Below are 25732 nucleotides of genomic sequence, written 5' to 3'. Positions count from 1 at the left end.
CGGGCGCGCGGATACCGAGTTGACGCTCCCGGCGGACTCACCGTTTCTCTCGTCGGCGGTACTCTCGGCGTTCGCTCCGGGGAGGAAGTCAGACCGACTCGATCTCGGTCAGCAGCTGTTCGCGTCGGCTGTCCCGGAGGAACGACGCCTCGACGGAGTTGCGCGCGAACTCGCGCAGCGCGGTCTCGCCGAACCCGAGCTCCCGCTCGATCGCCCGGAAGTTGTCACCCACGTACCCACCGAAGTAGCTCGGGTCGTCCGAATTGATCGTGGTGAGCACACCGGCATCGACCAGTCGGGGCAGTGGGTGCTCCCGCAGGTTCGCCACACCGCGCAGCCTCACGTTCGACAGCGGACACACCGTCAGCGGAACACGGTCACGTGCCAGCCTGCTGACCAGCTCGGGGTCGTCGAGAGCCCGCACCCCGTGGTCGACCCGCTCGACCCCCAGCACGTCCAGCGCCTGCCAGACGTAGTCGGCAGGCCCCTCCTCGCCCGCGTGGGCCACCAACCGGAGCCCCGCCTGCCGGGCCCGGGAGAACACCCTCGCGAAGTCTCCCGGCGGATGCCCCAGCTCCGCGGAGTCGAGGCCGATGCCGATTATGCGCTGCCGGTGCTCCAACAGTTCGTCCAGCATCCGCTCGGCCTCCTCACTGCCTCGGTCGCGCAGGAAGCACGCGATCAGCTCGGTGCTGATCCCGAAGCGACGCTCGCTGCTCGACAACGATGCCTCCAGCCCGTCGAGCACCGTCTCCAGCGCCACCCCTCGGGTGGTGTGTGCCTGAGGGTCGAAGAAGATCTCGGCGTGGCGCACACCCTGCGCCGCCGCCCTGGCGAGGTAGCCATCGGCCAGCTCGGTGAAGTCCGCCGCGCTGCGCAGCACGTTCATGCCGGTGTAGTACAGATCCAGGAACGACTGCAGGTCACCGAACTCGTACTTCCCACGCAGCTCCTCCACCCCCGCGTACGGCAGCGTGCGGCCGTTGCGCTCGGCGAGGGCGAACGTCAGTTCCGGCTCCAGCGCACCCTCGATGTGGATGTGCAGCTCGGTCTTGGGCACTCGCAGCGCCGTCGAGGTTTCCGTGCTCAATGTCTCGTCCCTCCCTGTGGCGGTGAACCGAAGTAAGTAAACGTAACCGTTCCGTCCCGTTCCGCGCGGAGCCCTCCGCCGAGTCGTGGCATGGCGGACTCCGCACGCCACGACCGCCCGGGATCACGCGACGGTGTGATAGGTACTGGAGGGTGAACCCGCATCCCCTCGCCACCGCGGTGCAGCGCGCCTACACGGCCGATCTCGCGCCGGAGGATTTCTACCGCATGCTGCGGCTGCGCGTGGACGTCTTCGTCGTCGAGCAGCACTGCCCCTATCCGGAACTCGACGGTCGTGACCTCGAAGGAGCAACCCGCCACTTCTGGATCGACTCCGCCGATTCCGGCGTGCTCGGATATCTGCGATTGCTCGAGGACCCCGACGGCACCTTTCGGATCGGACGGGTGTGCACCGCCCCTTCCGCCCGTGGAATGGGGCTCGGCAAGAAACTGATGCGTGCCGCTGTCGCCGAGGTCCGCAAGTCGTACGCGGTGCTTTCCTCCCAGACCTATGCGGTGGGGTTCTACCGGTCGTTCGGGTTCGTCGAGTGCGGTGAGCCCTATGAGGAGGACGGAATACCGCACATCGACATGTATCGGGACCCGACAGTGACGGGAGTAACGCGGTAGGGCACGACGTTTGGTGCCCGAACGGGCTTCTGCGAGGATGCGACGTGGCCCAAGCAAGCAACGGTCAGGAAGCCGGTGTGAATCCGGCACGGCCGGCGCCACTGTGACCGGGGAGCGTTTTTCCCACGAACTGGCCACCGGGAGTCACCCGGGAAGGCCGGAGAAACGCGGCGATCCGGGAGTCAGGACACTGCCGTTGCTGCGTTCCGCAACCAGGGGCGTCCGAGACCCTAGGAAGGAATACCGGCGATGACCGCTGCCACATCGGCACCGTCCACCGTGCGATACCCGTTCTCCGCGGTTGTCGGGCACGACGATCTGCGACTGGGGTTGTTGCTCAACGCGGTGTACCCGCGTATCGGCGGGGTGCTGGTGCGGGGGGAGAAGGGTACCGCGAAGTCGACCATCGTGCGTGCGCTCGCGGCTCTGCTGCCCGCTCTCGACGTCGTCGAGAACTGCCGCTTCGGTTGCGATCCCGCCGAGCCGGACACGGACTGCCCCGACGGGCCGCACGACGAGGCGGCGGCCGGGACTCGTCGCCCCGCCCAACTCGTGGAACTCCCGGTGGGCGCTTCCGAGGACCGCCTGGTCGGATCGCTTGACGTCGAGCGCGCGTTGACCGAGGGAGTCCGCGCCTACCAGCCCGGTCTGCTGGCCGCGGCCAACCGCGGGGTGCTCTACGTCGACGAGGTCAACCTGCTGCACGACCATCTCGTCGACCTGTTGCTCGATGCCGCCGCCATGGGCCGTTCCCACGTCGAGCGTGAGGGGGTCTCGCTGTCGCACGCGGCGTCGTTCCTGCTGGTCGGCACCATGAACCCGGAAGAGGGCGAGCTGCGTCCCCAGCTGTTGGACCGCTTCGGGCTGACCGTGCAGGTAGCTGCCTCGCGCGAGGTCGACACGCGTACCGAGGTGGTGCGTCGTCGACTGCGCTTCGAGGCCGATCCCGTCGGGTTCGCGAAGGAATGGGCGGAGGAGGACGCCGAGCTCGCGCGACGCATCGCCGATGCCCGCTCCCGGGTCGACTCCGTCCAGCTGCCGGACTCCGAGGTTCGCCGGATCGCTTCGGTGTGTGCCTCGTTCGAGGTGGACGGTATGCGCGCCGATCTGGTGCTGGCACGTGCCGCGGTCGCGCACGCCGCATGGCGGGGAGTCGACGCCGTCGCCGCGGCGGACGTGGAAGCCGCGGCGAGGCTGGCGCTGCCACACCGCCGACGGCGCGATCCGTTCGACGAGCCGGGAATGGACGAGCAGCAGTTGCAGCAGGCCCTGGCCGATGCCGAACAGGACGCAGCGCAGCAGCAGGAGTCCGCGTCGGACTCGGTCACGTCCGGTTCGGACGGTGGTTCCGAGTCGAACGATTCCGAGAACGGCCCCACTGACGGCCCTGACGAGGGGCCTTCGGACGAGGACGGTTCCGGAGGTGGTGGCACCGGCGCTCCGGACGCGCCCCAGGGGCCCGACAACGCCCCTTCGGGAGGGGCCGAAGGGGCACCGCCTTCCGGCGACGATGCCGCCGGTAATGCTGCCAACGGTTCGGACGGGAACAGCTCCGAGGGCTCCGGCGGAGCCCCGCGCGAGCGGACTTCCGAGGCCTCGGACAGCACGTTCCGGGCTCGGCTGCTGGAGATTCCCGGGCTCGGCGAAGGCGCACCGGGACGGCGCTCGCGGTCGCGTTCCCGTACCGGCCAGGTCGTGCGCTCGTCCGCGGTGGACGGTCACGGTGTTCACCTGCCCGCCACGTTGGCCGCCGCGGCGCCGCACCAGCGTTCCCGGGGCCGTTCCGGCCCCGGCCTGCGGCTGCACGCAACCGATCTGCGCCACTCGGTGCGCGAAGGACGTGAGGGCAATCTGGTGCTCTTCGCGGTGGACGCCTCGGGCTCGATGGCTGCCAGGGAACGTATGTCCGCCGTCAGCGGTGCGGTCATCGCGCTGCTTCGCGACGCCTACCAACGCAGGGACAAAGTGGGAGTGGTGACCTTCCGCGGGGCGGATGGCGAGATCGCTCTGCCCCCGACCTCGTCGGTGGACACCGCTGCCACTCGGATGCGCAGGCTGCCGACCGGCGGCAAGACGCCGTTGGCGGGCGGGCTGCTCACGGCTCGCAAGGTGATCCGTACCGAGCGGATGCGTGATCCGCAGCGTCGTCCGCTGTTGGTCGTGCTCACCGACGGTAAGGCCACTGTGGGCGTCGACGCCGCGGGTAACTCCTCCACTCGTAGCCGTCGCGCCGTGGACGACGCGATGCGTTCGGCGGCGTTGCTCAACGAAATGGATGTGGCTTCCGTGGTGGTGGACTGCGAGAACGGGCCGGTGCGTCTCGGCATGGCCGATCGGCTGGCGCATGTGCTCGGAGCTCCCAATCTGCGGTTGGAGGAACTCTCCGCCGACAACGTCGCCGGTGTTGTGCGCGCGGCACGGGAAGCCGGTGCGGTGCTCGCGTGAATCCGTTCCGTCGGGAGCGCACCGTCGCACACGGTGTGGCGGCCATGGCTGATACAATGCGTGGTGTCCACCTGACCCCCAGGGGTGGACCAAAGCGCCCTCGCGCTCCCGGCACCCCCAGGCCGGTTGAGTGCGAGGGCGTTCTCTCGGCATCCGCGGCTCGGACGCGGGCCGTGGACGAAGCGTGTTTCCCGCGAGCCGACGGCGAGATCGGTGTCCGTTCGCGGTTCGGCTGCCGCGCCCCCTCCGCACGTGACCGGGGTACCCACTTCGCACCTTCCCGTTGTAAACGCCCCGCGGTCGGGCCGTGGGAGCGAACGACCATCCTCGCTTGGAGATCCTGCTATGCCACAGGGACAACCGAACTCCGTACCGAATGACGGGCTGACCACCAGGCAGCGTCGTAACCGTCCCCTGCTCGCGGTGCACACCGGTGACATGAAGGGGAAGTCCACCTCCGCGTTCGGAATGGCGTTGCGCGGCTGGAACCAGGGGTGGTCCATCGGGGTTTTCCAGTTCGTCAAGTCGGCCAAGTGGCGAGTGGGCGAGGAGTCGGCCTTCCGGGCGCTCGGCAGGTTGCACGAGGAGACCGGTGAGGGTGGTCCCGTCGAGTGGCACAAGATGGGCGAGGGATGGTCCTGGACCCGCAAACGCTCCACCGAGCAGGATCATGCCGAGGCCGCGCTGGAGGGGTGGCATGAGATCGCCCGCCGGATCGAGCAGAGCAAGCACGACCTCTACGTACTCGACGAGTTCACCTATCCGCTGCACTGGGGGTGGGTCGACGTGGCGGAAGTGGTGGAAACCCTGCGGCAGCGCCCGGGATTCCAGCATGTGGTGATCACCGGTAGGCGTGCGCCGCAGCAGTTGCTCGACGCCGCCGATCTGGCACTGGAGACCGGCAAGCTCAAACACCCGATGGATGCCGGTCAGAAGGGGCAGAAGGGGATCGAGTGGTGAGCCGCCCGGTTTCGGCCGCGGTAAGCGGTTCCGCTCATCCGCGTGTCGTGGTCGCGGCGCCGGGGTCCGGGCACGGCAAGACCACCGTCGCGACCGGACTGCTCGCGGCACTGCGCCAGCGTCTCGGCAGGGTGGCGGGATTCAAGGTGGGGCCCGACTACATCGATCCCGGGTACCACGCCGTGGCCACCGGTGCACCGGGCCGTAACCTCGACCCCGTCCTGGTCGGGGAGAGTCGAGTCGCCCCGTTGTTCGCCCACGGTGCCGAGGGGGCGGACATCTCCGTCGTCGAAGGCGTCATGGGGCTGTTCGACGGCAGGCTCGGTTCCGTGGACGAGGTGCCGTCCTACGGTTCCACGGCTCATGTCGCCTCCCTGCTGGACGCTCCGGTGGTGCTCGTGGTGGATGCCAAGGGGCAGAGTCAGAGCGTGGCCGCGTTGTTGCACGGTTTCCGGGCTTTCCAGCCGGGACTGCGGCTGGGGGGTGTGATCTTCAACAGGGTCGGTTCGGCTCGGCACGAGGGGATTCTGCGGGAGGCCGCGCGCTCCGTGGGAGTCAACGTGCTCGGTGTGCTCGCCCGCGCCGACGAGCTGCACGTGCCCTCGCGCCATCTCGGCCTCGTCACCGCCGCCGAACACGGCGCGAGGGCCGACGAGGCCGTAGCGGGCATGGCGCGGATCGTGGCCTCGGGCGTCGATCTCGATGCGGTGGCCGCACTCGCCTCCTCGGCCTCCGGAATGTCCGTCCAGCCGTGGCGTCCCGAAGCCGCGCTCGGCGCCGGTGAGGTGACGGCCGGGGCGCCTCGGGTGGCGGTGGCGGGGGGTTCGGCTTTCACCTTCGGTTACACCGAACACGTCGAACTGTTGCGAGCCGCCGGGGCGGAGGTCACCGTGGTCGATCCGCTGCGGGACGAGCGGCTGCCCGCGGGCACCAGCGGACTGATTCTGCCCGGTGGGTTCCCGGAACAGTACGTCGCGGACCTTTCCGCCAACGAAAAACTGCGCCACGACATCGCGAACCGTGTCGACGAGGGACTGCCGGTGCACGCCGAATGCGCGGGCCTGCTGTACCTGGCGCGGAGTCTGGACGGATATCCGCTGTGTGGCGTGTTGGACGCCGACGCGCGAATGTCCCCGCGCCTCACCCTCGGCTACCGGGAGGCGGTGGCGGCGAGCGACTCGGTGCTGTTCGACGAGGGAAGCCGGGTCTCCGGGCACGAGTTCCACCGCACCGTGCTCACCCGGGCATCCGGGGAAGATCCGGCGTGGTTCTGGCGTGACGACGGTGTGATCACCGAAGGATTCGTGCGCGAGAAACTGCACGCTTCCTATCTGCACACCCACCCGGTTGCGATACCCGGGGCGATCGCGCGGTTCGTGCGGGAGTGCTCCCGCTGAGAGTGCGCTCGGTGAACCCGGCTCCGAACGTCACCGCGGTCGCCGCTCGGGCGTAATTTTCCTCCCCGCCTGTCGTTCGAGTGGACACGCGCCGGGGGAGGACCCGTCGCTCGTTGTGGATCGACTCTTCGAATCCCTTCCCGAGCCGGCCCTCGGTTGTGCCGGGCAGTGCCGCGTCCGTGCTCCACGGTGGAACGGTCGTTCCGGTTCGTGCGCCGTGTGCGGCCGGAACGGTGCGCTCGGTATCGCCGGCGGTTTCGCGATACGGTCGATCAGTACGCGTCGTGGCTTTTCGGTGTCGTGTCGAGGACCGAGGTGCGGTGTTTTCGAAACCGAGTGTCGCTCGCCCGCGCCACGGACGACCGTGGGACGAGTCGGAGATCTCGTGGGTGCACCGATGACTGGACCGCCTCGACGCGGGAGACGACCGTACCGGGTGCGGCGCGCATCGATTGTCCGCAGTGGTATTACTTGCACCGCGTCAGGCGGGAGAGGAGAACGATCGCATGACTTCGGGAACTCGTACCGGGCTGGTCTCTTTCGTAGGGGCGGGCCCCGGTGCGGTCGATCTGATGACACTGCGCGCCGCGCGTCGGATCTCCGAGGCGGACATCGTTCTCTGTAGCCCGAGTACGATTTCTCCCGAAGGTGTGCGGGAACACGCACGCACCGATGTCGAGTTGCTCGACACCACCGTGATCGACAAGCGCGAGGTCCAGGAGGTCTACCGCAGGGCGGAGCGGGAACGCCTGCGAGTGGTGCGGCTGCATTCCGGGGACGCCGCGGTCTGGAGTTCGGTGCAGCAGCAGTACGACACCTGTGCGCGCATGGAACTGGAAGTGGAGATGGTTCCGGGTGTGGCCGGTCACACTGCCGCTGCCGCCGCGGTCGGCAGGGAACTCACCGGCACGGACGAGGAGTATCCCCTCATGGTGGCCAGGCCGGACGGGCAATCCAACACGCTGCCCGAGGCCTCGAAAGCGCGGGAGTTCGCCGAGAACGGCATGACCATGGCGCTGTCGGTTTCGGCGTCACGCACCGGTCAACTCGTGGAACGGTTGCGCACGGCCGGGTACGGTGACGACGTTCCCGTCGTGGTCGCCTACAAGGTCACTTGCTCGGACGAGTTGGTGCTGCGCAGCAGCGTCGGCGAGCTCGAGGGACTCGTCAAGAAGCACAGGCTCTGGCGGAACACGCTTTTCCTGGTCGGTGAGGTGCTGCGATCGCAGGCCACCCGTTCACGGTCCTATTCCTCCGGGCGCTCGCGGGAGGAGGCGGCGCGGAACGGTCGCAACGCGGAACCGACCTCGAAACGGCGCGGTGGTTCCGGTGCTCGGTACTCCGCCGGGCGGTGGACCACGGAGCGGGGTTCGGGAACCCGCGGTGCTTCCGGTGACTCCGCGAGCGGTGCGGACGGGCCGTTGCCGCAGTCCCGTTCGGACGAACAACGCGATGGTGCGCGTGCCGACGCCGAGGTCGCTTGGTGGGCGGTGCGCGACTGGCAGCAGAACACCAGGGACGCCGTCCGGACCGGTGGTCGCGGCGGGGTTCGGCACTCGGTCGTGGCCGAGCAACAGTCCGCCGAGGAGATCACGGTCCCCGAAGAAAACGTGGCCACCGAACAGGGTGCCGCGGTGTCCGGAACCGGCGAGGACGAGGTCCCGGCGACGGACGATTCCGCCGAACCCGAGTCTGTGGCGGGCGTCGAACCAGCCCACACCGCTGACGGCACGGTCGCGGGGGAGGCGGGGCGCGAAGCCGCGGTCCCCCAGGGGAATGAGCGCGACGACGTGGAGTCCGCATCGAACGATTCCCCCGGTGGTACTGAGCGGGAGCTTGCCGGGGAACCGGTCGCGTCCGAGGAGGAGCCGGGGGAGCGGCGCACCGCCGAAGGGGACGAACAGGTCGAGGTGTCGACCGCGATGGACACCGCCGAAGTCTCGGAGTCGAAAGCCGACAAGAACGGGTCCGGTTCGGGCGCCACGGCGAAGCCCGGCGCCAAGGGTTCGGCGGCCAAGTCCGGCGGTGGCAGGTCGAACACCGCGAAGAGCGGAACCAGAACCAGGCCGCAGAAGAGCACGACGAACGGAAACAGGAGCGGTTCGTCGAGTACCGGTTCCGGGAAGCGGCGCGCTGCCGAATAGGAAACCACAGCGAGAATCCAACTCAACCTTCTAGTCTGACGGAGTGTGCGACGTGGCGGTCGCGGTTATCGGAATCGACGGTGGACCGTTGCCCGAGGGTGCGGCAGAGGTACTGAACTCCGCGGCGCTGATCGTGGGAGCTCCCCCGCACTTGCGGGCACACGCACCGGAAGGGGTGCGAACGGTCGAGCTCGGTTCGTTCGGACCCGCGTTGAGCGCGCTTTCCGCGTTGACCGCCGAGGAAACCGGTGTGGTGCTCGCCTCGGGGGACCCCGGTTTCTTCGGTGCCGTCCGCGCCCTGCGCGACAAGGGACTGCGGTGCGCGGTGCTGCCCGCCCTGTCCAGTGTGCAACGACTGCTCGCGAGCATGGGGCGCTCCTGGGAGGACGCCAGTGTGGTCAACGCGCGCATCGGGGGACTGCACCGTGCGCTCAACATCTGTCGCGCGCGTTCGGCCGTGGTGGTGCTGACCGGTGGGGACACCGGACCGGCGCAACTCGCCTCCGGGCTGCGTGGCTGGCGCCGCACGATGATCGTCGGTGAGGACCTCGGAGGCGAGCACGAGCGTGTAACCACGATCGAGCCGGAGGAGGCGGCGGAGCGTAACTGGTTCGAACCCAACATCGTCTGTTGCGTGGACGAGCCGGATGCCGTGCCCGGACGTAGCTGGCACAGCGGGGGCGAGCCCACACCTCCGGAACGGTGGGCCCTTCCGGAGGCCGAGTTCTCCCATCGAGAGGGAACCGTCACTCCGAGCGAAGTTCGTGCGCTCGCGCTGGCTCGACTGACTCCCAGGCCCGGCAGCCTGGTGTGGGACGTGGGGGCGGGCTCGGGTTCGGTGGCGGTGGAATGCGCCAGGATGGGTGCCGCCTGCGTCGCGGTGGAGTCCGATGAGGCCCAGGTCGTACGGCTGGTTTCCAACGCTGCCGCCCACGGGGTGAACGTCCGCGTCGAGGAGGGTGCCGCACCGGCGGTGTTGCGCGGGCTCGCCAAGCCGGATTCGATTTTCGTCGGGATCGACGACGCGGAAGTGCTCACCGCCTGCGCCCACGTGGGGGCGCGGCGGGTCGTGCTTGCCTCGCACACGCTGGACCGGATCGCGGCGAACCGGGATGTGCTGCGCAACGCCGGTTACCACGTCGAAGGCGTGCAGCTCTTCGCTAACCGGATGGTCACCTCGGACGAGGACGTTTCGGGACTGGCGGCGGGTGAGCCGGTGGTACTGCTCGCCGCGGAGCTTCCCAACGGGAACGCCGCGTGAATGTCAGCGGAGCTCTGGTGATCGGTATCGGTGCTTCCAGCGGGGTAACCGCTACCGCCGTGACGGAAGCACTGTCCGCACTGGACGGGCGTTTTCCCGGTGATCCCGTTGCCGTCCGGGCGGTGGCCACGATCGATCGTGCGGCGGAGTCGGGGCAACTGCGTGCCGGACTGCGAAAACACTCGCGGCACTGGTCGCTCGCGGTCGAGGGGGAACTGCCTGTGCTGTGCTACTCGGCCGAAGCGCTCGCCGGGACGATCGTCCCCAACCCGAGCGCTTCCGTGGGGCAACGGGTCGGCACTCCCAGCGTCGCGGAAGCGGCCTGTCTGCGTGCCGCCACCGAACTCGGGGAGGGCCCGGCTCGGATGGTCCTGCACAAGTTCGTCACCGCCGGGGTCACGCTCGCGGCGGCCAGTTCCGCGGGATCACCGCGAGCGTTGCGACCGGTCGTTCCCGGAAGAGTGCTCCGTCGGCTGCGTTGATCCTCGCGGGCGGAGGTCCCGGCTGATCACCGTGCTCGCCGTTCGACGCACTAAGCGTTACGGCCGCGTCAAGTTGGCTACACAAAGTGAGTAATTGGCCGACTATTAAGCCAATTTGGCGATAGATCTTGACTGTATCGAGTGAAGCTACATTACAGTACTGCAAGCTATATGCGAGAAAACTTCGGCTTGCGTGGTTGCCAACAGCCTTACGGGTGAATCGACCACGCCCACCACCGCACCGACTGGGGGTGTGCGGTGGTGTTTTCTTTTTCGGGCGTGTTTTCGCCGTTCAACGCGGTTCTTCCTCCCGCTCCGGAGCGTCGTTCCGCGGCTTCCGCGGGTTCCCCGTGGATGTGACATTGTCAACAGTTCGTTCGAACATGTTCGTGGAATCTTGTTTCCGTTGCATGGAATCCGGCGTGCCCAGGTCAGATCCGCGTCAAGTGGGTACGGCCCGTTGCGCTGGGGCGGTGTGCCTAGGCTGGGCGTCATGGCACTGGTTGAACGCTCTCTACTCGGCCCCGGGCCGTCGAACACCTATCCGGAGGCCACCGCGGCCCTGGCGGCTCCGCTGCTCGGGCACCTGGACCCGGAGTTCCTGAGACTGCTCGACGACACCGGGGAACGACTGCGGTCGGTCTGGGGCACCCGAAACCTCCGCACGCTCCCGCTTTCCGGAACCGGCTCCATCGGTATGGAGGCCGCCTTCGTCAACTTCGTGCGCCCGGGTGACGTGGTCGTCGTGGCCGTCAACGGTCTGTTCGGCGAACGCATGTGCGACGTAGCGAGCCGTTACGGAGCCGAGGTCGTGCGCGTCGACCACGACTGGGGAGAGCCCGTGGACGTCCAGCGCGTGCTGGACGCCCATCCTTCCCCGGAGCTGGTGGCAGCCGTGCACGCCGAGACTTCCACCGGCGTACGCAGCGATATCGGCCGACTCGGCGAGGCGTTGCGCGCTCGCGGCGACAACACCCTGCTGCTGGCTGACTGCGTGACCTCGATCGCCGGTGAACAGATCGACCTCGACGCCTGGAACGTCGACATCGCCTACGCCGGTACGCAGAAATGCCTCGGGGTTCCCCCCGGTCTCGCACCGTTCACGGTCTCCGAGCGCGCCTGGGAGCGCAGGGTCGAGAACCCCACCACCTGGTATCTGGACCTCGGGCTCATCGGGAACTACGTGACCGGAGGCGCCTCCGGCGGACGCGCCTACCACCACACCGCGCCCACCGCGATGGTCGCCTCGCTGCACGCCGCGCTCGGCCGGGTGCTCGAGGAGGGAATACCCGCGGTCGCCGAGCGCCACCGTGCGGCGGGCGAGGCGCTGCAGCAGGGCCTGCGGCGGATGGGGCTCGAACTGTTCGCTCCGGAGGGCAACAGGCTGCACCAGTTGACGAGCGTGTGGGTGCCCGAAGGGGTGGACTCCGCGGACGTGCGCAAGCAACTGCTGACCGACTACGGCATCGAGATCGGTGCCGGTGCCGGGCCGTTCGCCAACAGCGTCTGGCGTATCGGCCTCATGGGCAACAACGCGCGGCTGGACCGGGTGGAGATGCTGCTCGGTGCGTTGCGCACCGTCCTCGGTCGATGACCGCTCCGGGTTGACCTGGCCACGTGCTCGTGCCCGAGCCCGTCACCACGGCGGGGCCGGGCACGAGTACGTCCGGAATGTTCCCCAGGACTTTTACGGTGATCAACGGTCGTCGGAGCGGTCGTGCTCGCGGGCGTGTGCCCTGAACTCGGTATCCCGATGGCTGGGAGCGTGGTAGGTATCGGAAATCACTTCGAACTTCTCGGGTATCCGTTCGTGGCGGCCTTCATGGCAGTATGGGGAGGCGCCGCGCTCCGGTGGAAGCTGTCCGGTCCCAACTCGCACGAAGTTGTGCGTACTCAACGGTGACGGACACCTGCGGCAGCAACAGTTTCGAACCGACCCCGCCGACGTCGCCGGGGGTGTGACCCGACAGGAACGACTACCCAGATGACCTCGCAAAGCCAGCACCATTACTTCGCCGGACTCGATCTGCAGGACAGGCGGGTGGTGGTAGTCGGAGCCGGAACCGTGGCGCAGCGCCGCCTCCCCAGGCTGCTCAAGGCGGGGGCAAGCGTGGTGGTGATCTCGCCGGAAGCCACCCCGGCCGTGGACGCCATGGCCGAATCCGGGGAGCTGGTGTGGCACCGCAGGCCGTTCACCGCGGGAGATCTGGACGGGGCCTGGTACGCGGTGGCCTGCACCTCCAGCGCCGACGTCAACGAGCGGGTCGTCGCCGAGGCGGAGCGCGACCGGATCTTCTGCGTGCGCGCGGACGACGCGAGCAAGGGCACCGCGGTCACTCCCGCCGTCGCGGAACACGACGGACTGCTGTTCGGAGTGTTGGCCGGTGGTGATCACCGGAGGGCGGCCGTGGTCAAGGAGGCGCTGCTGGAGGCGCTGCGCACCGGACAGGTCGAAGAACGTGCCGAACCGCCGGAACCCGGTGTGGCCCTCGTCGGCGGTGGTCCGGGGGATCCCGATCTGATCACGGTTCGTGGCCGCCAACTGTTGGGGCGGGCCGACGTGGTGATCACGGACCGCCTCGCGCCGCGCGAACTGTTGGAGGAGCTCTCCCCCGACGTCGAGGTGATAGACGCCTCCAAGATCCCTTACGGGCGCGCGGCGAACCAGGAAGTCATCAACAAACTGCTGATCGAACGCGCCACGGCGGGAAACTTCGTGGTGCGGCTCAAGGGCGGCGATCCCTACGTCTACGGACGCGGTTTCGAGGAACTGCTCGCCTGCGTCGAGGCAGGGGTGGCTGTGACGGCGGTACCCGGGATAACCAGTGCGTTCGCGGCACCGGCGATCGGAGACGTGCCGGTGACCCACCGCGGGGTGGCACACGAGGTCGTCGTGGTCTCCGGCCACGTGGGGCCGCACGACGAGCAGTCCCTGGTGGACTGGCCCGCGCTGGCCCGGTTGAACGGGACACTGGTGCTGATGATGGCCGTCAAACGGATCCGGGAGTTCGCCGACGTGCTGCTCGAACACGGCAGGAGTTCCGAAACGCCGGTCGCGGTGGTCCAGGAAGGCAGCATGCACACGCAACGGACGCTGCGAAGCACCCTGCGGGACGTGGCCGACGAGGTCGAGAACTCAGAAATCCGGCCACCCGCCGTGATCGTCGTCGGTCCGGTGGCGGGATTGGCGCCCGACCGTCGCTCCCTGCCGGTGGGCTGATTCGGCCCGAATGTCGGCGGCGATTCCGCCCGTAATCGACGCCGACGAACCTCGGTGTCACTCGCCGCCGGGACCGTCCTCCAGATCACCCTCCACCTGCAGGTAGACCTCTCGCAGTCCCCGCAGCGTCTCGGGGTCCGGCTCCGCCCACAGTTCGCGGTTGGCGGCCTCCAACAGTCGTTCGGCGATTCCGTGCAGCGCCCACGGATTCGACTCGGTGAGGAACTTCTGGTTCTGCTCGTCGAAGACGTAAGTCTCGGCGAGCTTCTCGTACATCCAGTCGCCGACCACGCCGGTGGTCGCGTCGTAACCGAACAGGTAGTCCACCGTGGCCGCGAGCTCGAAGGCACCCTTGTAGCCGTGCTGGCGCATCGCCGAGACCCAGCGGGGGTTGACCACACGGGAGCGGAACACCCGCGAGGTCTCCTCGTGCAGCGACCGGGTTTTGATCGAGTCCGGTCGCGAGCTGTCCCCGATGTAGGCGGCGGGAGACTCGCCGCTCAGCGCCCGCACGGTGGCCACCATCCCGCCGTGGTACTGGAAGTAGTCGTCCGAGTCGGCGATGTCGTGCTCACGCGTGTCGGTGTTCTTGGCCGCCACCGAGATCCTGCGGTAGGCGGTCTCCATGTCCGACCTAGCCTCGACGCCGTCCAGTTCGCGACCGTAGGCGAAACCACCCCAGACCGTGTACACCTCCGCGAGGTCCGAGTCGTCGCGCCAGTTGCGGCTGTCGATCAGCGACAGCATCCCCGCACCGTAGGCACCCGGCTTGGAACCGAAGATCCGCATCGTCGCGCGGCGCTCGTCGCCGTGCTCGGCGACATCGGCCCTGGTGTGCGCGCGCACGTGGTTCCACTCGTCGGGCTCGTCCAACTCCGCGACCATCCGGAAGGCATCGTCGAGCAGGTTGACCACGTGCGGGAAGGCGTCCCGGAAGAACCCGCTGATTCGCACCGTGACGTCCACACGTGGGCGCTCCAGCTCGTCCAGCGGAATCGCCTCCAAGCCGTTCACCCGTCGCGAGGAGTCGTCCCAGGTGGGGCGGATCCCGATCAGCGCGAGCACCTCGGCGATGTCGTCACCGGAAGTGCGCATCGCACTGGTGCCCCAGATCGACAACCCCACGGATCCGGGCCATTCACCGTTGTCCTCGCGGTAGCGCTGCAGCAGCGACTCCGCGATGGCGTAACCGGTGTCCCAGGCCAGCCTGCTGGGAATGCCCTTCGGGTCCACCGAGTAGAAGTTCCTGCCGGTGGGCAGCACGTTGACCAGGCCGCGCAGTGGGGAGCCGCTCGGTCCGGAGGGGATGTAGCCGCCGTTCAGCGCGTGCAGCGTCGAGCCCATCTCGTCGGTGGTGGCCGCGAGTCGCGGCACGATCTCCGCGGCGGCGAACCGCAGCACCTCGGGAACCCGTTCCGGCACCTCACCCAGCACCGCCCGGCAGACTTCCTCGGCCTTCTCACTCTGCCAGCCGTGCTCCTCCATGGCCGACACCAGCGAGTGTGCCCGCTCTTCGACGTCGTCCACCCGTTCCCGGGCCTCCGAACCGTCCTCGGCGAGTCCCAGCGCCTCCCGCAGTCCCGGAACCGCGGCCTGCTGACCACCCCACATCTGTCGCGCCCGCAGCATCGCCAGCACCAGACCGACCCGGGCCTCCCCAGCGGGGGGATCCCCGAACACGTGCAGCCCCTCCCGGATCTGGGCGTCCTTGACCTCGCACAGCCAACCGTCGACCTGCATCAGCATGTCGTCGAACTCGGCATCGTGCGGGCGCTCCTCCAAACCCAGGTCGTGATCGAGCTTGGCGGCCTGCATCAGCGTCCAGATCTGGCTGCGGATGGCGGGCAGTTTGGCCGGGTCCATCGCCGTGATGTTTGCGTGCTCGTCGAGCAGCTGCTCCAGTCGTGCGATGTCGCCGTAGCTCTCGGCGCGGGCCATCGGAGGAACCAGGTGGTCAACCAGGGTCGCGTGCACCCGCCGCTTGGCCTGCGTCCCCTCACCGGGGTCGTTGACCAGGAAAGGGTAGATCAGCGGCAGATCGGCGATCGCCGCGTCCGTGGCGCAGGCCGCCGACATGCCCGCGGTCTTGCCCGGGAGCCATTCCAGATTGCCGTGCTTGCCCAGGTGCACCATGGCGTGCGCGTCGAAGTCGTCGACCAGCCAGCGGTAGGCGGCCAGGTAGTGGTGGCTCGGAGGCAGGTCCGGATCGTGGTAGATCGCGATCGGGTTCTCCCCGAAGCCACGCGGCGGCTGGATCATCAGCACGACATTGCCCGCCCTGATGGCGGCGAGCACGATCTCGCCGTCGGGGTCCTGCGAGTAGTCCACGAACAGCTCACCGGGCGGCGGTCCCCAGTGTTGTTCGATGTCGGCGCGCAGCTGTTCGGGGAGCGAGTCGTACCACTCCCGGTACCGCTTGGCGGGGATACGTACCGGATTGCCCGCCAGCTGCTCCTCACTCAGCCAGTCGCGGTCCTGCCCGCCCGCCGCGATCAGTGCGTGGATCAGCGCGTCGCCGTCCTGCGCCTCGACACCGGGCAGGGCGTCCGGGCCCTCCGCCGGACCGATGTCGTAGCCGTGCTCGTGCAGCGAGCGCAGCATCCGCACCGCCGACACCGGGGTGTCCAACCCCACGGCGTTGCCGACCCTGGCGTGTTTGGTGGGGTAGGCCGAGAGCATCAACGCCAGGCGCCTGCGTTCGGCGGGGATGTGTCCCAGCCTCCCGTGCCGGACCGCGATTCCGGCTACGCGCGCCGCGCGCTCGCTGTCGGCGACGTAGACCGGCAGTCCTTCGGAATCGTTCTCCTTGAACGAGAACGGTACCGTTATCAGCCTGCCGTCGAACTCCGGAACCGCGACCTGGGTGGCCATGTCCAACGGGGACAGTCCCTCGTCGTTCTCCTCCCAGGCGGTGCGGCTGCTGGTCAGGCACAGCCCTTGCAGGATCGGGATGTCCAGTTGCGCGAGTGCGCCGACGTCCCACGCCTCGTCGTCCCCACCGGCGGTGGCCACCGCGGGCTTGCTGCCTCCCGCTGCGAGCACCGTGACCACCAGGGCGTCCGCTCCGCGCAGCGCTTCGAGCAGTTCCGGGTCGGGGGTGCGCAGCGAGGCGCAGAACAGCGGCATCGCTTGTCCGCCCGCGTTCTCGATCGCGTCGCAGAGGGTGTGGGCGAACGCGGTGTTGCCCGCCATGTGGTGCGCCCGGTAGTACAGCACCGCGACAGTGGGGCCCGCCGTCCGCCCGGGTGTGCGCTCCAACCTGCCCCAGGTGGGGGTTTCCTCCGGCGGAGCGAAGCCGTGCCCGGTCAGCAGCACGGTGTCGGAAAGGAAGTGGAACAGCTGGGTCAGGTTCTCCGGCCCACCGTGGGCAAGGTAGGCGTGCGCCTCGGCACACACTCCACCCGGAACGGTCGAGCATTCCATGAGCTCGGCGTCCGGTTGTTGTTCCCCGCCGAGTACGACCACCGGTCGGGGTCCGTTCAGCAGGACGTCGAGCCCTTCTTCCCACGCCCTGCGGCCGCCGAGCAGCCGCACCACGACGAGGTCCACCCCGTCGAGCAGCCCGGGGAGATCGTCCGCACCGACCCGGGCGGGGTTGGCGAGCCGGTAGTCGGCGCCGCTGGCCCGTGCGCTGAGCAGGTCGGTGTCGGAAGTGGACAGCAGCAGGATCATGCGATTGGCTCCTCGGCGTCGAAAACCGGGGGGACCGACCAGGACAGGACGCGCGATGCACGCGCGTTCGAACGGCGCATCAGTAACCTTCCCAGGGGTCCTCGCCCCTTTTCAGTGGTGGCGGTGGTCGGAGTCTCCTGGCTGCCGGATCATCGCTCGCTCCGGTCTTCCCATCTCCACGAGACAGTGACCGTCTACGGAGTTCGCTCCTCGGTGACAGTGGCGGGACCGCGCCGGACTCGCACCGGCTTCCTCCGTGATCCACCGCAGATACGCGCTCCAGTTTCGGGAACGTGCGGATCCCTCGTCAAGCTGCGGGCACACCCCGACCCGCCATCGTGTCGCGGCGCACAGTGGTGCGGCCCGTAGCATCGCCGGAGTGTCCGAGAACTACAGTGCCGACCGCGACAGAGCCGACGCGTGCCCCGGTGCGCTCCGGGTTCATCAGGCCGCGGACGGTGGGCTGGCACGGATCCGAGTCCCCGGTGGTCGACTGGAGGCCCCGCAGCTGCGCGCCCTGACGAAGGCAGCCGTTGAGCTGGGGAACTCCACGGTCGAGCTGACCTCGCGTGCGAATCTGCAGCTGCGCGGGGTCGAAGCTCCCGAGGACTTGGGACGGCTGTTGGCCGAGGTCGGTCTGCTGCCCTCGCTGACCCACGAGCGGGTGCGCAACATCATCGCCGCCCCTTACGCGGGACTCGACGGTCGTGGCCGACTGCACTCGGTGCGGTGGCTCGCCGCGGAACTCGACGCGCTGCTGTGCGCAGAGCCCGCGCTGGCCGAACTGTCCGGCAGGTTCCTGTTCACCGTCGACGACGGGAGCGGTGATCTGGCGCGGTTGCGTGCTGATGTGGGATTGCTGCCGGTGTCCTCCGACAGCGTCGCCGTGCTGCTGGCGGGGAGCGATTCGGGAGTGCGCGTCCCGCCCGGCGCGGCGCCCGCCGCCGCGGTCACGGCCGCGTGCGAGTTCCTCGCCGTACGGGAACGGCATGGGGCCTCGGCGTGGCGAGTGGCCGAGTTGGACACGCTGGATGAGTTGACCGACGCGCTTCGTGCTCGTGTGGGGCGGTGGCCGGAATCCGTTGCCGATGTCACATCCCGGTCGTCCGTCTCGTTCACCGAGTGGATGAATTCCCAGGAAAGACCTGCTGTCGGTGAGCTGGCTCGCTCCGAGGGGCGGGCAGCCCTGGGCGTGGGAGCGCCGCTGGGGCGCTTGTCCCCGGCGCAGCTGCGTTGCATCATACGAGCGGCCGAAGCCGCGTCGGGTACGGTCCGATTGACGCCCTGGCGGACGGTGGTCGTCCCCGGCGTCGCCGAAGAGGAGTGTTCGACGTGGCTCTCCGCGCTGCACTCGTGCGGTCTGATCGTCGAAACAGCCTCGCCGTTCAACGGCGCGACCGCCTGTGCGGGGGAACCCGGATGCGCCAAGTCCCTGGCAGACGTCCACCGGGACGCCGCGCGTGGGCTGGCCTATGTCGAGGCGGCGGACGCCGGCGACACCGACACCGGTGTCCTGCCGGTGCACTGGGCCGGTTGCTCGCGCCGCTGCGGGCTTCCGCGTGGTCCGGTGGTGGAAGTACTGGCGAGTCCCTCCGGGTACCGGGTCAGCTCAACCACAGCCGCCGGGACCGAGACATGGGCCACAGAGGCGGGGACGGACGAGGTGGCCGAGGCCGTCCGGCGAGCCCGGCACGTCGGGGCGAGCACCGTCGAGCCCGGGAACGGACACGAGGACAACCAGCAGGAAACGGGTGACGAGGACAACCGGTGATCGAATACATCCGGGACGGCAAGGAGATCTACCGGCGCTCCTTCGCGACGATCCGCGCCGAAGCCGGTCTCGACGAGCTGCCGTCGGACGTCGCCGGTGTGGCCGTGCGCATGATCCACGCCTGTGGCATGGTCGACCTCGTCGACGATCTCGCCTTCTCGCCCGGAGTGGTAGGTGCCGCGCGCGAGGCGCTGGCCGCCGGTGCTCCGGTGTTGTGCGACGCGGAAATGGTGGCCGCGGGGGTGACGCGCCGCAGGCTGCCCGCCGCCAACGAGATCCTGTGCACCCTGTCCGACCCGCGGGTCCCGGGACTCGCCCGTCAGCTGGAAACCACCCGTAGCGCGGCAGCCATGGAGCTGTGGCGCGGCAGGCTCGACGGAGCCGTGGTCGCGATCGGCAACGCGCCCACCTGCCTGTTCCGATTGCTGGAGCTGATCGAGGAGGGCGCGGGAAAGCCGGCGGCGGTACTGGGAATTCCCGTCGGGTTCATCGGCGCGGTGGAGTCAAAACAGGCGCTGGAGGAGCACCCCGGCTGCCCCGAGTACCTGGTGGTGCACGGCAGGCGCGGCGGTAGTGCGATGACGGTCGCCGCCATCAACGCGATCGCGAGCGAGGAAGAGTGAGCAGCCAACACAGCAACGACCCCGTGCCCGGCCGACTGTTCGGGGTGGGGCTGGGGCCCGGCGATCCGGAACTGGTCACGGTCAAGGCGGCACGTCTGATCGGTGAGGCCGACGTGGTCGCCTATCACAGCGCCAGGCACGGCAACAGCATCGCCCGCTCGGTCGCCGAGCCCTATCTGCGTGGTGACCAGATCGAGGAGCCCCTGGTGTATCCCGTCACCACCGAGACCACCGATCATCCAGGGGGTTATCAGGGCGCGATCGACGAGTTCTACACCGAGATCGCGGGCAGGCTGGCCGCTCACCTCGCCGCGGGCCGCGACGTCGCGCTGCTGGGGGAAGGGGACCCGTTCTTCTACGGTTCCTACATGCACATGCACAAACGGCTCTCGGGTCGGTTCGAGACCGAGGTCGTGCCGGGCGTCAATTCGGTCAGCGCCGCTTCGGCCGAACTGGGACGTCCCCTCGCCGAACGTGACGAGGTCCTCACGGTGCTGCCCGGCACCTTGGAGCCGGGCGCCCTGGCCGAGCGGCTGCGGGACACCGACGCCGCCGCTGTGCTCAAACTGGGACGGACCTTCGAGGGGGTACGGGAGGCCTTCGAAAAGGCAGGCTGCCTCGACAGTGCCTACTACGTGGAGCGCGCCAGCACACGTCGCCAACGAGTCGAGAAGCTCGGCGACGTCGATCCCGAAAGCGTGCCCTACTTCTCACTGGCGCTGCTGCCCAGTCCGGTGGGGGAGACCACCGGCACCACCGCGGCCAGCGAGGAATCCCACGACGGCACCGGTTCGCGTTCGGGTGGCCTGAGCGTGGTCGGGCTGGGGCCCGCGGGGTGGGAGTGGACGACTCCCGAGGCGCAGGCGGCGCTCGGCGCCGCCGACGATCTCGTCGGCTACGGTCCCTACCTCGACCGAATTCCCACCAATCCGCGGCAACGCAAGCACCCCTCGGACAATCGGGTCGAAGCCGAGCGGGCCGCGGCGGCGCTGGAACTCGCCGCCACCGGGCGCGAGGTAGTCGTGGTCTCTTCCGGCGACCCAGGGGTCTTCGCGATGGCGAGCGCGGTACTGGAAGCGGCTACTGATCCGGCCTACGAGCACGTGAACGTCCGCGTGCTCCCCGGCCTCACCGCCGCGCAGGCGGTGGCCAGCCGAGTGGGAGCACCGCTCGGCCACGACTACTGCGTGCTCTCGCTGTCCGATCGCCTCAAGCCGTGGAGCGTCATCGAACAGCGGCTGGAGGCCGCCGCGAGTGCCGATCTCGCCATGGCCGTCTACAACCCTGCCTCCGCGAGCAGGCGTTGGCAGGTCGGCGCGGCCCGCGACACACTGCTTCGGCACCGTGCTCCCGACACTCCGGTGGTGATCGGCAGGGACATCGGAGGCACGGAGGAGGACGTTCGGATCGTCCGGCTCGACGAGCTCGATCCGGAACAGGTCGACATGCGGTGTCTGTTGCTGGTCGGCTCCTCCACCAGCAGGATCGTCGAGCGCTCGGACGGTACGACCGTGTTCACGCCACGCCGTTACCCGGCATGAGAACCGCGCTCCCGGAACCAGGTGAGTGCCTCCTCCACCGTGTGCACCACCGGTGCGGATGGGAGAGCCGGCTGGCGCACCAGCACCACCGGCAGTCCCAGCCTACGGGCGGCGCTCAGCTTCCCCTCGGTCATACTGCCCCCGCTGTTCTTGCTCACGATTACCTCTATCCGGTGAGTTCGGAGCAGCTCCAGCTCGGTGGCGGTGTCGAAGGGTCCTCTCGCGGAGAGCGTGGTCATGTTCGGGGGCAGTGGTTGTTCGGGTTCGTCGACGGTGCGCACCAGGAACCAGTTGTCCCGTGCGGCGGCGAAGCACCCCAGTTCCCGACGCCCGGTGGTCAACAGCACGCGCCGCCCGAGCTCGCCGACCTTCTCGGCGGCCTCGGCCGGCGAGTCCACCTGGTGCCACTCGTCGTCCGGCCCCGGCGACCACGCCCTTCTCCGCAACACCAGCAGTTTTGTTCCCGTGGTTTCGGTGGCCGAGACCGCGTTCTCGGTCATCCGCGCGGCGAACGGGTGGGTGGCGTCCACCACGGTCCCGATCCGTTCCCGACGGAGGTACTCGGCCAGTCCTTCCCGGCCGCCGAACCCGCCGATCCGGACCTCGCCCGCGGGCAGTCTCGGTTCGCGAACCCGACCGGCGAGCGAGGACACCACCGAGACTCCCAGCCGAGCGAGTTGTTCGGCCAGTCGCCTACCCTCGCCGGTGCCGCCCAGAACGAGGACACGCGGACTCATCGTTACACCTCAATTCGAGTGCGGAGTTCCGGCGGCGTCCCGTGCCCGGGCCTGGAACGCCGGTGGGATCGCGGTTTTCCGGGTTCCCGCCGTGGGCGGGTCGGGCCGGTCGTAGGGTCGAGCTCGTCGCCGGTGTGGTCGGGCCGTTGAAAGTTCCGGGCATCTTCGGCGCGCGGGAGCGGTGACCGCGAACTCTTCCGTCAGGACGACCAATCGAACCCGTTGGAGTGCATTCTGCCGTGGCGAACGAAAGCGCCGAGCAGTCGGGTGGGCTCCGGTACGGCTGGACCACCGGAGCCTGTGCCCTGGCCGCCACCACAGCCGCTTACACGGCGTTGCTCACGGGTGACTTCCCGGATCCCGTGCCGGTGCGGTTGCCCAAGGGACACTGCCCGTCCTTCGCGCTCACTCGGGAGCGGTCCGGACCGGGCTGGGCGTTCGCCGGAGTGGTCAAGGACGCCGGGGACGACCCGGACGTCACGCACGGTTCCGTCGTGCGCTCCCGTGTCACCCGCGGCGAGCAGGGCAGCGGGGTGGCCTTCCGCGCCGGATCCGGGGTCGGCACCGTCACCAAGCCCGGCCTGCCACTGGCGGTCGGTGAACCCGCGATCAACCCCGTTCCACGCAGGCTGATCACCGAAGCGGTCACCGAGCTCGCCGGGCGACACGGTGAGCCGGGGGACGTGGTTGTCGAGATCTCCGTCGAGGACGGCGAAGAGCTGGCCAGACACACCTGGAATCCGAGACTGGGGATCACGGGTGGACTCTCGATCCTGGGAACCACGGGAGTGGTGATCCCGTACTCGTGCTCGGCGTGGATAGACAGCATCCGGCGGGGAGTGGACGTGGCCCGTGCCGAGGGACTCGAGCACGTGGCGGGATGCACCGGCAGCACGTCGGAGCGCACGGTCGTCGAGCTCTACGGGCTCGCCGACGAGGCGCTGCTCGACATGGGCGACTTCGCGGGAGCGGTGCTGAAGTACCTGCGCAGACACCCGGTGGCCCGGCTGACGATCGCGGGTGGCATCGGCAAGATGGCAAAGCTCGCCGACGGCCACCTGGATCTGCACTCCAAGCGTTCCCAGGTCAACTTCGCGCAGCTGTCCCGCCTGGCGCGGCAGGAGGGCGGCAGCGTGGAACTGGCCGAACGCGTGAGCGGCGCCAACACCGCCCTCGACGCGCTCCAGGAGGCCCGCGCCGAGGATGTCCCGCTGGGGGACGTCGTCGCTCGGCACGCACGCGAAGTGGCCCTGGAAACGCTGCGTGGCTCAGCCGTGGAGGTCGAGGTGATCGTGATCGACCGTGGCGGCGAGATCGTCGGACGTACTTCTCCGGCGTTCTGACAGGAGCTCGCCATCCCGGTCTCCGGGTTCGGTCTCCGGGGCTCGGCGATTTCGCGAGAAATTGACGCCCGGCCCCGGGTGAGACCGTCAGTCTCCCGAAGGAGTGATCACGCGCGACAACGGTTCGCCGAGTAGAGGTGGCTGTCCGGGAACTCGCCCGCCGTGAGCACCTCGCCCACGACGATCACGGCGGTACGCTCGATCCCCGCCTGCCTCACCTGGTCGGATATGTCGGCCAGCGTGCCGCGCAGCACGACCTCGTCCTCCCTGCTCGCACCGGCGACCACGGCGACAGGGCATTCGTGCCCGTAGTTCGGCACCAACCGCTCCACGAGTTCCTCGACACGGTTGACCGCCAGGTGCAGCACCATCGTCGCCCCGCTGTTGCCCAGCGTTTCGAGATCCTCGCCCTCCGGCATCGGGGTAGCTCGGGCAGCGATCCTGGTGAGCAACACGGTCTGACCGACCCCGGGAACGGTGAGCTCCCGGTTCAGCGCCGCCGCGGCCGCGCTGAACGCGGGCACCCCCGGAACGATCTCGTAGTTCACACCGTGCGCGTCGAGCCTGCGCATCTGTTCGGCCACGGCGCTGAACACCGCCGGATCCCCGGAGTGCAGCCGTGCCACATCCTGCCCCCGACGGTGGGCCGCCAGCATCTCGTCGACTATTCCGTCGAGCGTCATCCTGGCGGTATCGACGAGTCGGGCCTCCGCCGGGCACTGTTCCAGAAGTTCCCGAGGGACCAGACTGCCCGCGTACAGACACACCGGGCTGTTCGCGAGGGTGTCCCGGCCCCGAACAGTGATCAGATCGGCCGCACCGGGGCCGGCACCGATGAAGTGAACCGTCATCGCTTCGTCACCGCCCACTGCGTCACCCGCATGGCGGGACGCCAAGCGGTGAATCCGCCGATCGGCGCGGCCTGTTCGATGCCGATGCGCACCAATTCGCCGCCCAGCCTGCTGTACCAGTCGGACACTATCGTCTCCGATTCCATCGTGACGGCGTTGACCACCAGTCGTCCCCCGGGGGCCAACGCCTCCATACAGGTCCGTAACACGTCGGGCGCGGTCACCCCGCCGCCGACGAACACCGCGTCCGGTCGTTCCAGCTCCCGTAGTGCTTCCGGAGCGGCTCCCCGAACGACGTTCAGCTCGGGAACCCCGAGTCGGGCGGCGTTGCGCACGACTCGTTCGGCACGCTCGGGGCCTCGTTCGATCGCGATCGCCCGACAGGACGGAGCGGCACGCATCCACTCGACGGCCACGCTTCCGGCGCCCGCCCCGACATCCCACAGCAGGCCACCGGGAAACGGAGCCAGCCGAGCCAGCGTGGTCACCCGCACATCCCGCTTGGTCAGCTGCCCGTCGTGCTCGAACGCCTCGTCCGGCAGTCCCGGCGCGCCTGCTGTTCGGAAGCGCTCGAACCTGGGCTGTGCTTCCTCGTCGGTACGACAGCGCACCGCGAGTACGTGCAGCGGTTCGGTGTTCTCCCGCAGTTCGGTTGCGGTCGTGGTGCGGTGCCGCTCGTGCGCGGCTCCCAGATTCTGCAGCACCGTCAGTTCACTGGCACCGAAGCCGTGCTCGGTGAGCAACTCGGCAACCTTCCCCGGCGTGGTCCCGTCCGAGCCCAGCACCAGGAGGCGTGCGCCCGGATCGAGCGCCGCCAGAACGTTCTCCACCGCTCTGCCGACCAGGCTGACCACCTTGGTCTCCTGCAGCGGCCATCCCAACCGGGAACACGCCAGTGACACCGACGAAGGGTGCGGTGTCACGTCCAGCCGCTCCGGCCCCAACACCCTGGCCAGGGTCGCACCGATCCCGTGGAACATGGGGTCCCCGCTCGCCAACACGCAGACGGCGCTGTCCGCGTGCTCGACGAACAAGCCGGGCAGCGCGGGCAGCAGCGGTGAGGGCCAGACGATCCGACGACCACTCGGCTCCGGTACCAGATCGAGCTGTCGACGGCTGCCCAGCAGCACATCGGCCTCGGTGATCGCTTGCCTGGCGCTCGGGGACAGCCCCGACCAACCGTCGGCGCCGATCCCCACCACCCGCACTCGCTCGGGCAACTCCGTACGCACCTCGTTCATGACGATCCCGGTGCCTCGGCCGTGGTCACCCGGCTCACAACGACTCCTGTTACCACGTCTTCCGAAGCCGTGCCGGACTTCACGCCCGTGCCGGGTCGCGGGTGGTGCCACCCATCGCGGAAGAAATACTCGGACACGTTCGCGGTTCTCCTTCTCCGGGGGTTGTGTCGCGGAACACGGTTCACCGCCGCGGGCAGTTCCGGGACCGGCGGGATCGGCCGGGTGCGTGCGGGCGGAGCAGCCCGGTGCGGCGTTGCCGGTGGGTGTTGACCACCGGTGGCCGGGATGTTCCGGACGGCGTGGGCGACTCCTGCCGGGCTCCGCG

The 25732-nt window shown here is 68.9% G+C and carries 18 protein-coding genes and 2 riboswitches; of the genes, 13 read left to right on the top strand and 5 right to left on the bottom strand.

Going from position 1 to position 25732, the window contains the following annotated elements; all coding sequences use genetic code 11:
* Window positions 1–88: 88 nt before the first annotated feature.
* Entirely contained in the window at window positions 89–1090 is a 1002-nt protein-coding gene (locus ACOQFL_RS06865; RefSeq protein ID WP_435543238.1) for an adenosine deaminase, read from the bottom strand.
* Window positions 1091–1242: 152 nt separating this feature from the next.
* Between ACOQFL_RS06865 and ACOQFL_RS06860 the strand changes: the two genes are divergently transcribed.
* The 9 genes from ACOQFL_RS06860 to cobA all read left to right on the top strand — a co-directional run bounded on the left by ACOQFL_RS06860 (window position 1243) and on the right by cobA (window position 13628).
* Window positions 1243–1719, top strand: coding sequence for a GNAT family N-acetyltransferase (locus tag ACOQFL_RS06860; protein ID WP_435543237.1), 477 nt, complete (start codon window positions 1243–1245; stop codon window positions 1717–1719).
* A gap of 43 nt (window positions 1720–1762) precedes the next feature.
* Window positions 1763–1932, top strand: a riboswitch (cobalamin riboswitch).
* A 36-nt stretch (window positions 1933–1968) separates the two neighbouring features.
* A complete protein-coding gene (locus tag ACOQFL_RS06855) occupies window positions 1969–4164 on the top strand; it encodes a putative cobaltochelatase (protein WP_435543236.1) in 2196 nt (731 codons plus the stop codon).
* A 345-nt stretch (window positions 4165–4509) separates the two neighbouring features.
* On the top strand, window positions 4510–5124 hold the full coding sequence (gene cobO, locus ACOQFL_RS06850; RefSeq protein ID WP_435543235.1) for a cob(I)yrinic acid a,c-diamide adenosyltransferase: 615 nt from the start codon (window positions 4510–4512) through the stop codon (window positions 5122–5124).
* A complete protein-coding gene (locus ACOQFL_RS06845) occupies window positions 5118–6521 on the top strand; it encodes a cobyrinic acid a,c-diamide synthase CobB (RefSeq protein ID WP_435543234.1) in 1404 nt (467 codons plus the stop codon). Before cobO ends, ACOQFL_RS06845 begins: the two co-directional genes overlap by 7 nt.
* A 506-nt stretch (window positions 6522–7027) precedes the next feature.
* Entirely contained in the window at window positions 7028–8665 is a 1638-nt protein-coding gene (locus ACOQFL_RS06840) for a cobalt-precorrin-4/precorrin-4 C(11)-methyltransferase (protein WP_435543233.1), read from the top strand.
* Between the two features lie 52 nt (window positions 8666–8717).
* The gene (cbiE, locus tag ACOQFL_RS06835; RefSeq protein ID WP_435543232.1) at window positions 8718–9926 is read left to right on the top strand and encodes a precorrin-6y C5,15-methyltransferase (decarboxylating) subunit CbiE; all 1209 of its coding nucleotides are present in this window, start codon (window positions 8718–8720) and stop codon (window positions 9924–9926) included.
* Window positions 9923–10408, top strand: a complete 486-nt coding sequence (locus ACOQFL_RS06830) for a cobalamin biosynthesis protein (RefSeq protein ID WP_435543231.1) — start codon at window positions 9923–9925, stop codon at window positions 10406–10408. Before cbiE (ACOQFL_RS06835) ends, ACOQFL_RS06830 begins: the two co-directional genes overlap by 4 nt.
* Before the next feature lie 493 nt (window positions 10409–10901).
* Window positions 10902–12002 (top strand): pyridoxal-phosphate-dependent aminotransferase family protein, encoded by a 1101-nt coding sequence (locus ACOQFL_RS06825; RefSeq protein ID WP_435543230.1) that lies wholly within the window; start codon window positions 10902–10904, stop codon window positions 12000–12002.
* Between the two features lie 390 nt (window positions 12003–12392).
* Window positions 12393–13628: a uroporphyrinogen-III C-methyltransferase gene (cobA, locus tag ACOQFL_RS06820; RefSeq protein ID WP_435543229.1), complete on the top strand. Its 1236-nt coding sequence runs from the start codon at window positions 12393–12395 to the stop codon at window positions 13626–13628.
* A gap of 57 nt (window positions 13629–13685) precedes the next feature.
* Here cobA and cobN read toward each other — a convergent pair whose 3' ends face one another.
* Complete coding sequence (gene cobN / locus ACOQFL_RS06815; protein WP_435543228.1) at window positions 13686–17300, bottom strand: cobaltochelatase subunit CobN; 3615 nt, start codon at window positions 17298–17300, stop codon at window positions 13686–13688.
* A 130-nt stretch (window positions 17301–17430) separates the two neighbouring features.
* Window positions 17431–17555: riboswitch (cobalamin riboswitch) on the bottom strand.
* Window positions 17556–17679: 124 nt separating this feature from the next.
* Here cobN and cobG point away from each other — a divergent pair.
* The 3 genes from cobG to ACOQFL_RS06800 are packed head-to-tail and all read left to right on the top strand — an operon-like array spanning window position 17680 to window position 21235.
* Window positions 17680–19071, top strand: coding sequence for a precorrin-3B synthase (gene cobG, locus ACOQFL_RS06810; RefSeq protein WP_435543227.1), 1392 nt, complete (start codon window positions 17680–17682; stop codon window positions 19069–19071).
* A complete protein-coding gene (locus ACOQFL_RS06805) occupies window positions 19068–19694 on the top strand; it encodes a precorrin-8X methylmutase (protein WP_435543226.1) in 627 nt (208 codons plus the stop codon). Before cobG ends, ACOQFL_RS06805 begins: the two co-directional genes overlap by 4 nt.
* Before the next feature lie 23 nt (window positions 19695–19717).
* Window positions 19718–21235, top strand: coding sequence for a precorrin-2 C(20)-methyltransferase (locus tag ACOQFL_RS06800; RefSeq protein ID WP_435543375.1), 1518 nt, complete (start codon window positions 19718–19720; stop codon window positions 21233–21235).
* Here the strand turns inward: ACOQFL_RS06800 and ACOQFL_RS06795 are convergent.
* Entirely contained in the window at window positions 21223–21972 is a 750-nt protein-coding gene (locus tag ACOQFL_RS06795; protein ID WP_435543225.1) for a cobalt-precorrin-6A reductase, read from the bottom strand. The genes ACOQFL_RS06800 and ACOQFL_RS06795 overlap by 13 nt on opposite strands.
* Window positions 21973–22211: 239 nt before the next feature.
* Here ACOQFL_RS06795 and ACOQFL_RS06790 point away from each other — a divergent pair, with 239 nt between their 5' ends.
* Complete coding sequence (locus ACOQFL_RS06790; RefSeq protein ID WP_435543224.1) at window positions 22212–23315, top strand: cobalt-precorrin-5B (C(1))-methyltransferase; 1104 nt, start codon at window positions 22212–22214, stop codon at window positions 23313–23315.
* A gap of 107 nt (window positions 23316–23422) precedes the next feature.
* On the opposite strand, the gene cobM is transcribed toward ACOQFL_RS06790, so the two are convergent.
* Window positions 23423–24166, bottom strand: a complete 744-nt coding sequence (gene cobM, locus ACOQFL_RS06785) for a precorrin-4 C(11)-methyltransferase (protein WP_435543374.1) — start codon at window positions 24164–24166, stop codon at window positions 23423–23425.
* On the bottom strand, window positions 24163–25407 hold the full coding sequence (cbiE, locus tag ACOQFL_RS06780) for a precorrin-6y C5,15-methyltransferase (decarboxylating) subunit CbiE (protein WP_435543223.1): 1245 nt from the start codon (window positions 25405–25407) through the stop codon (window positions 24163–24165). Before cbiE (ACOQFL_RS06780) ends, cobM begins: the two co-directional genes overlap by 4 nt.
* Window positions 25408–25732: the final 325 nt, after the last annotated feature.

Source organism: Actinopolyspora sabaoui, assembly GCF_051225635.1.
Taxonomy (GTDB): domain Bacteria; phylum Actinomycetota; class Actinomycetes; order Mycobacteriales; family Pseudonocardiaceae; genus Actinopolyspora.
Note: the sequence above shows the minus strand (reverse complement) of the source record. Positions and strands in the feature narration are given on the sequence as shown.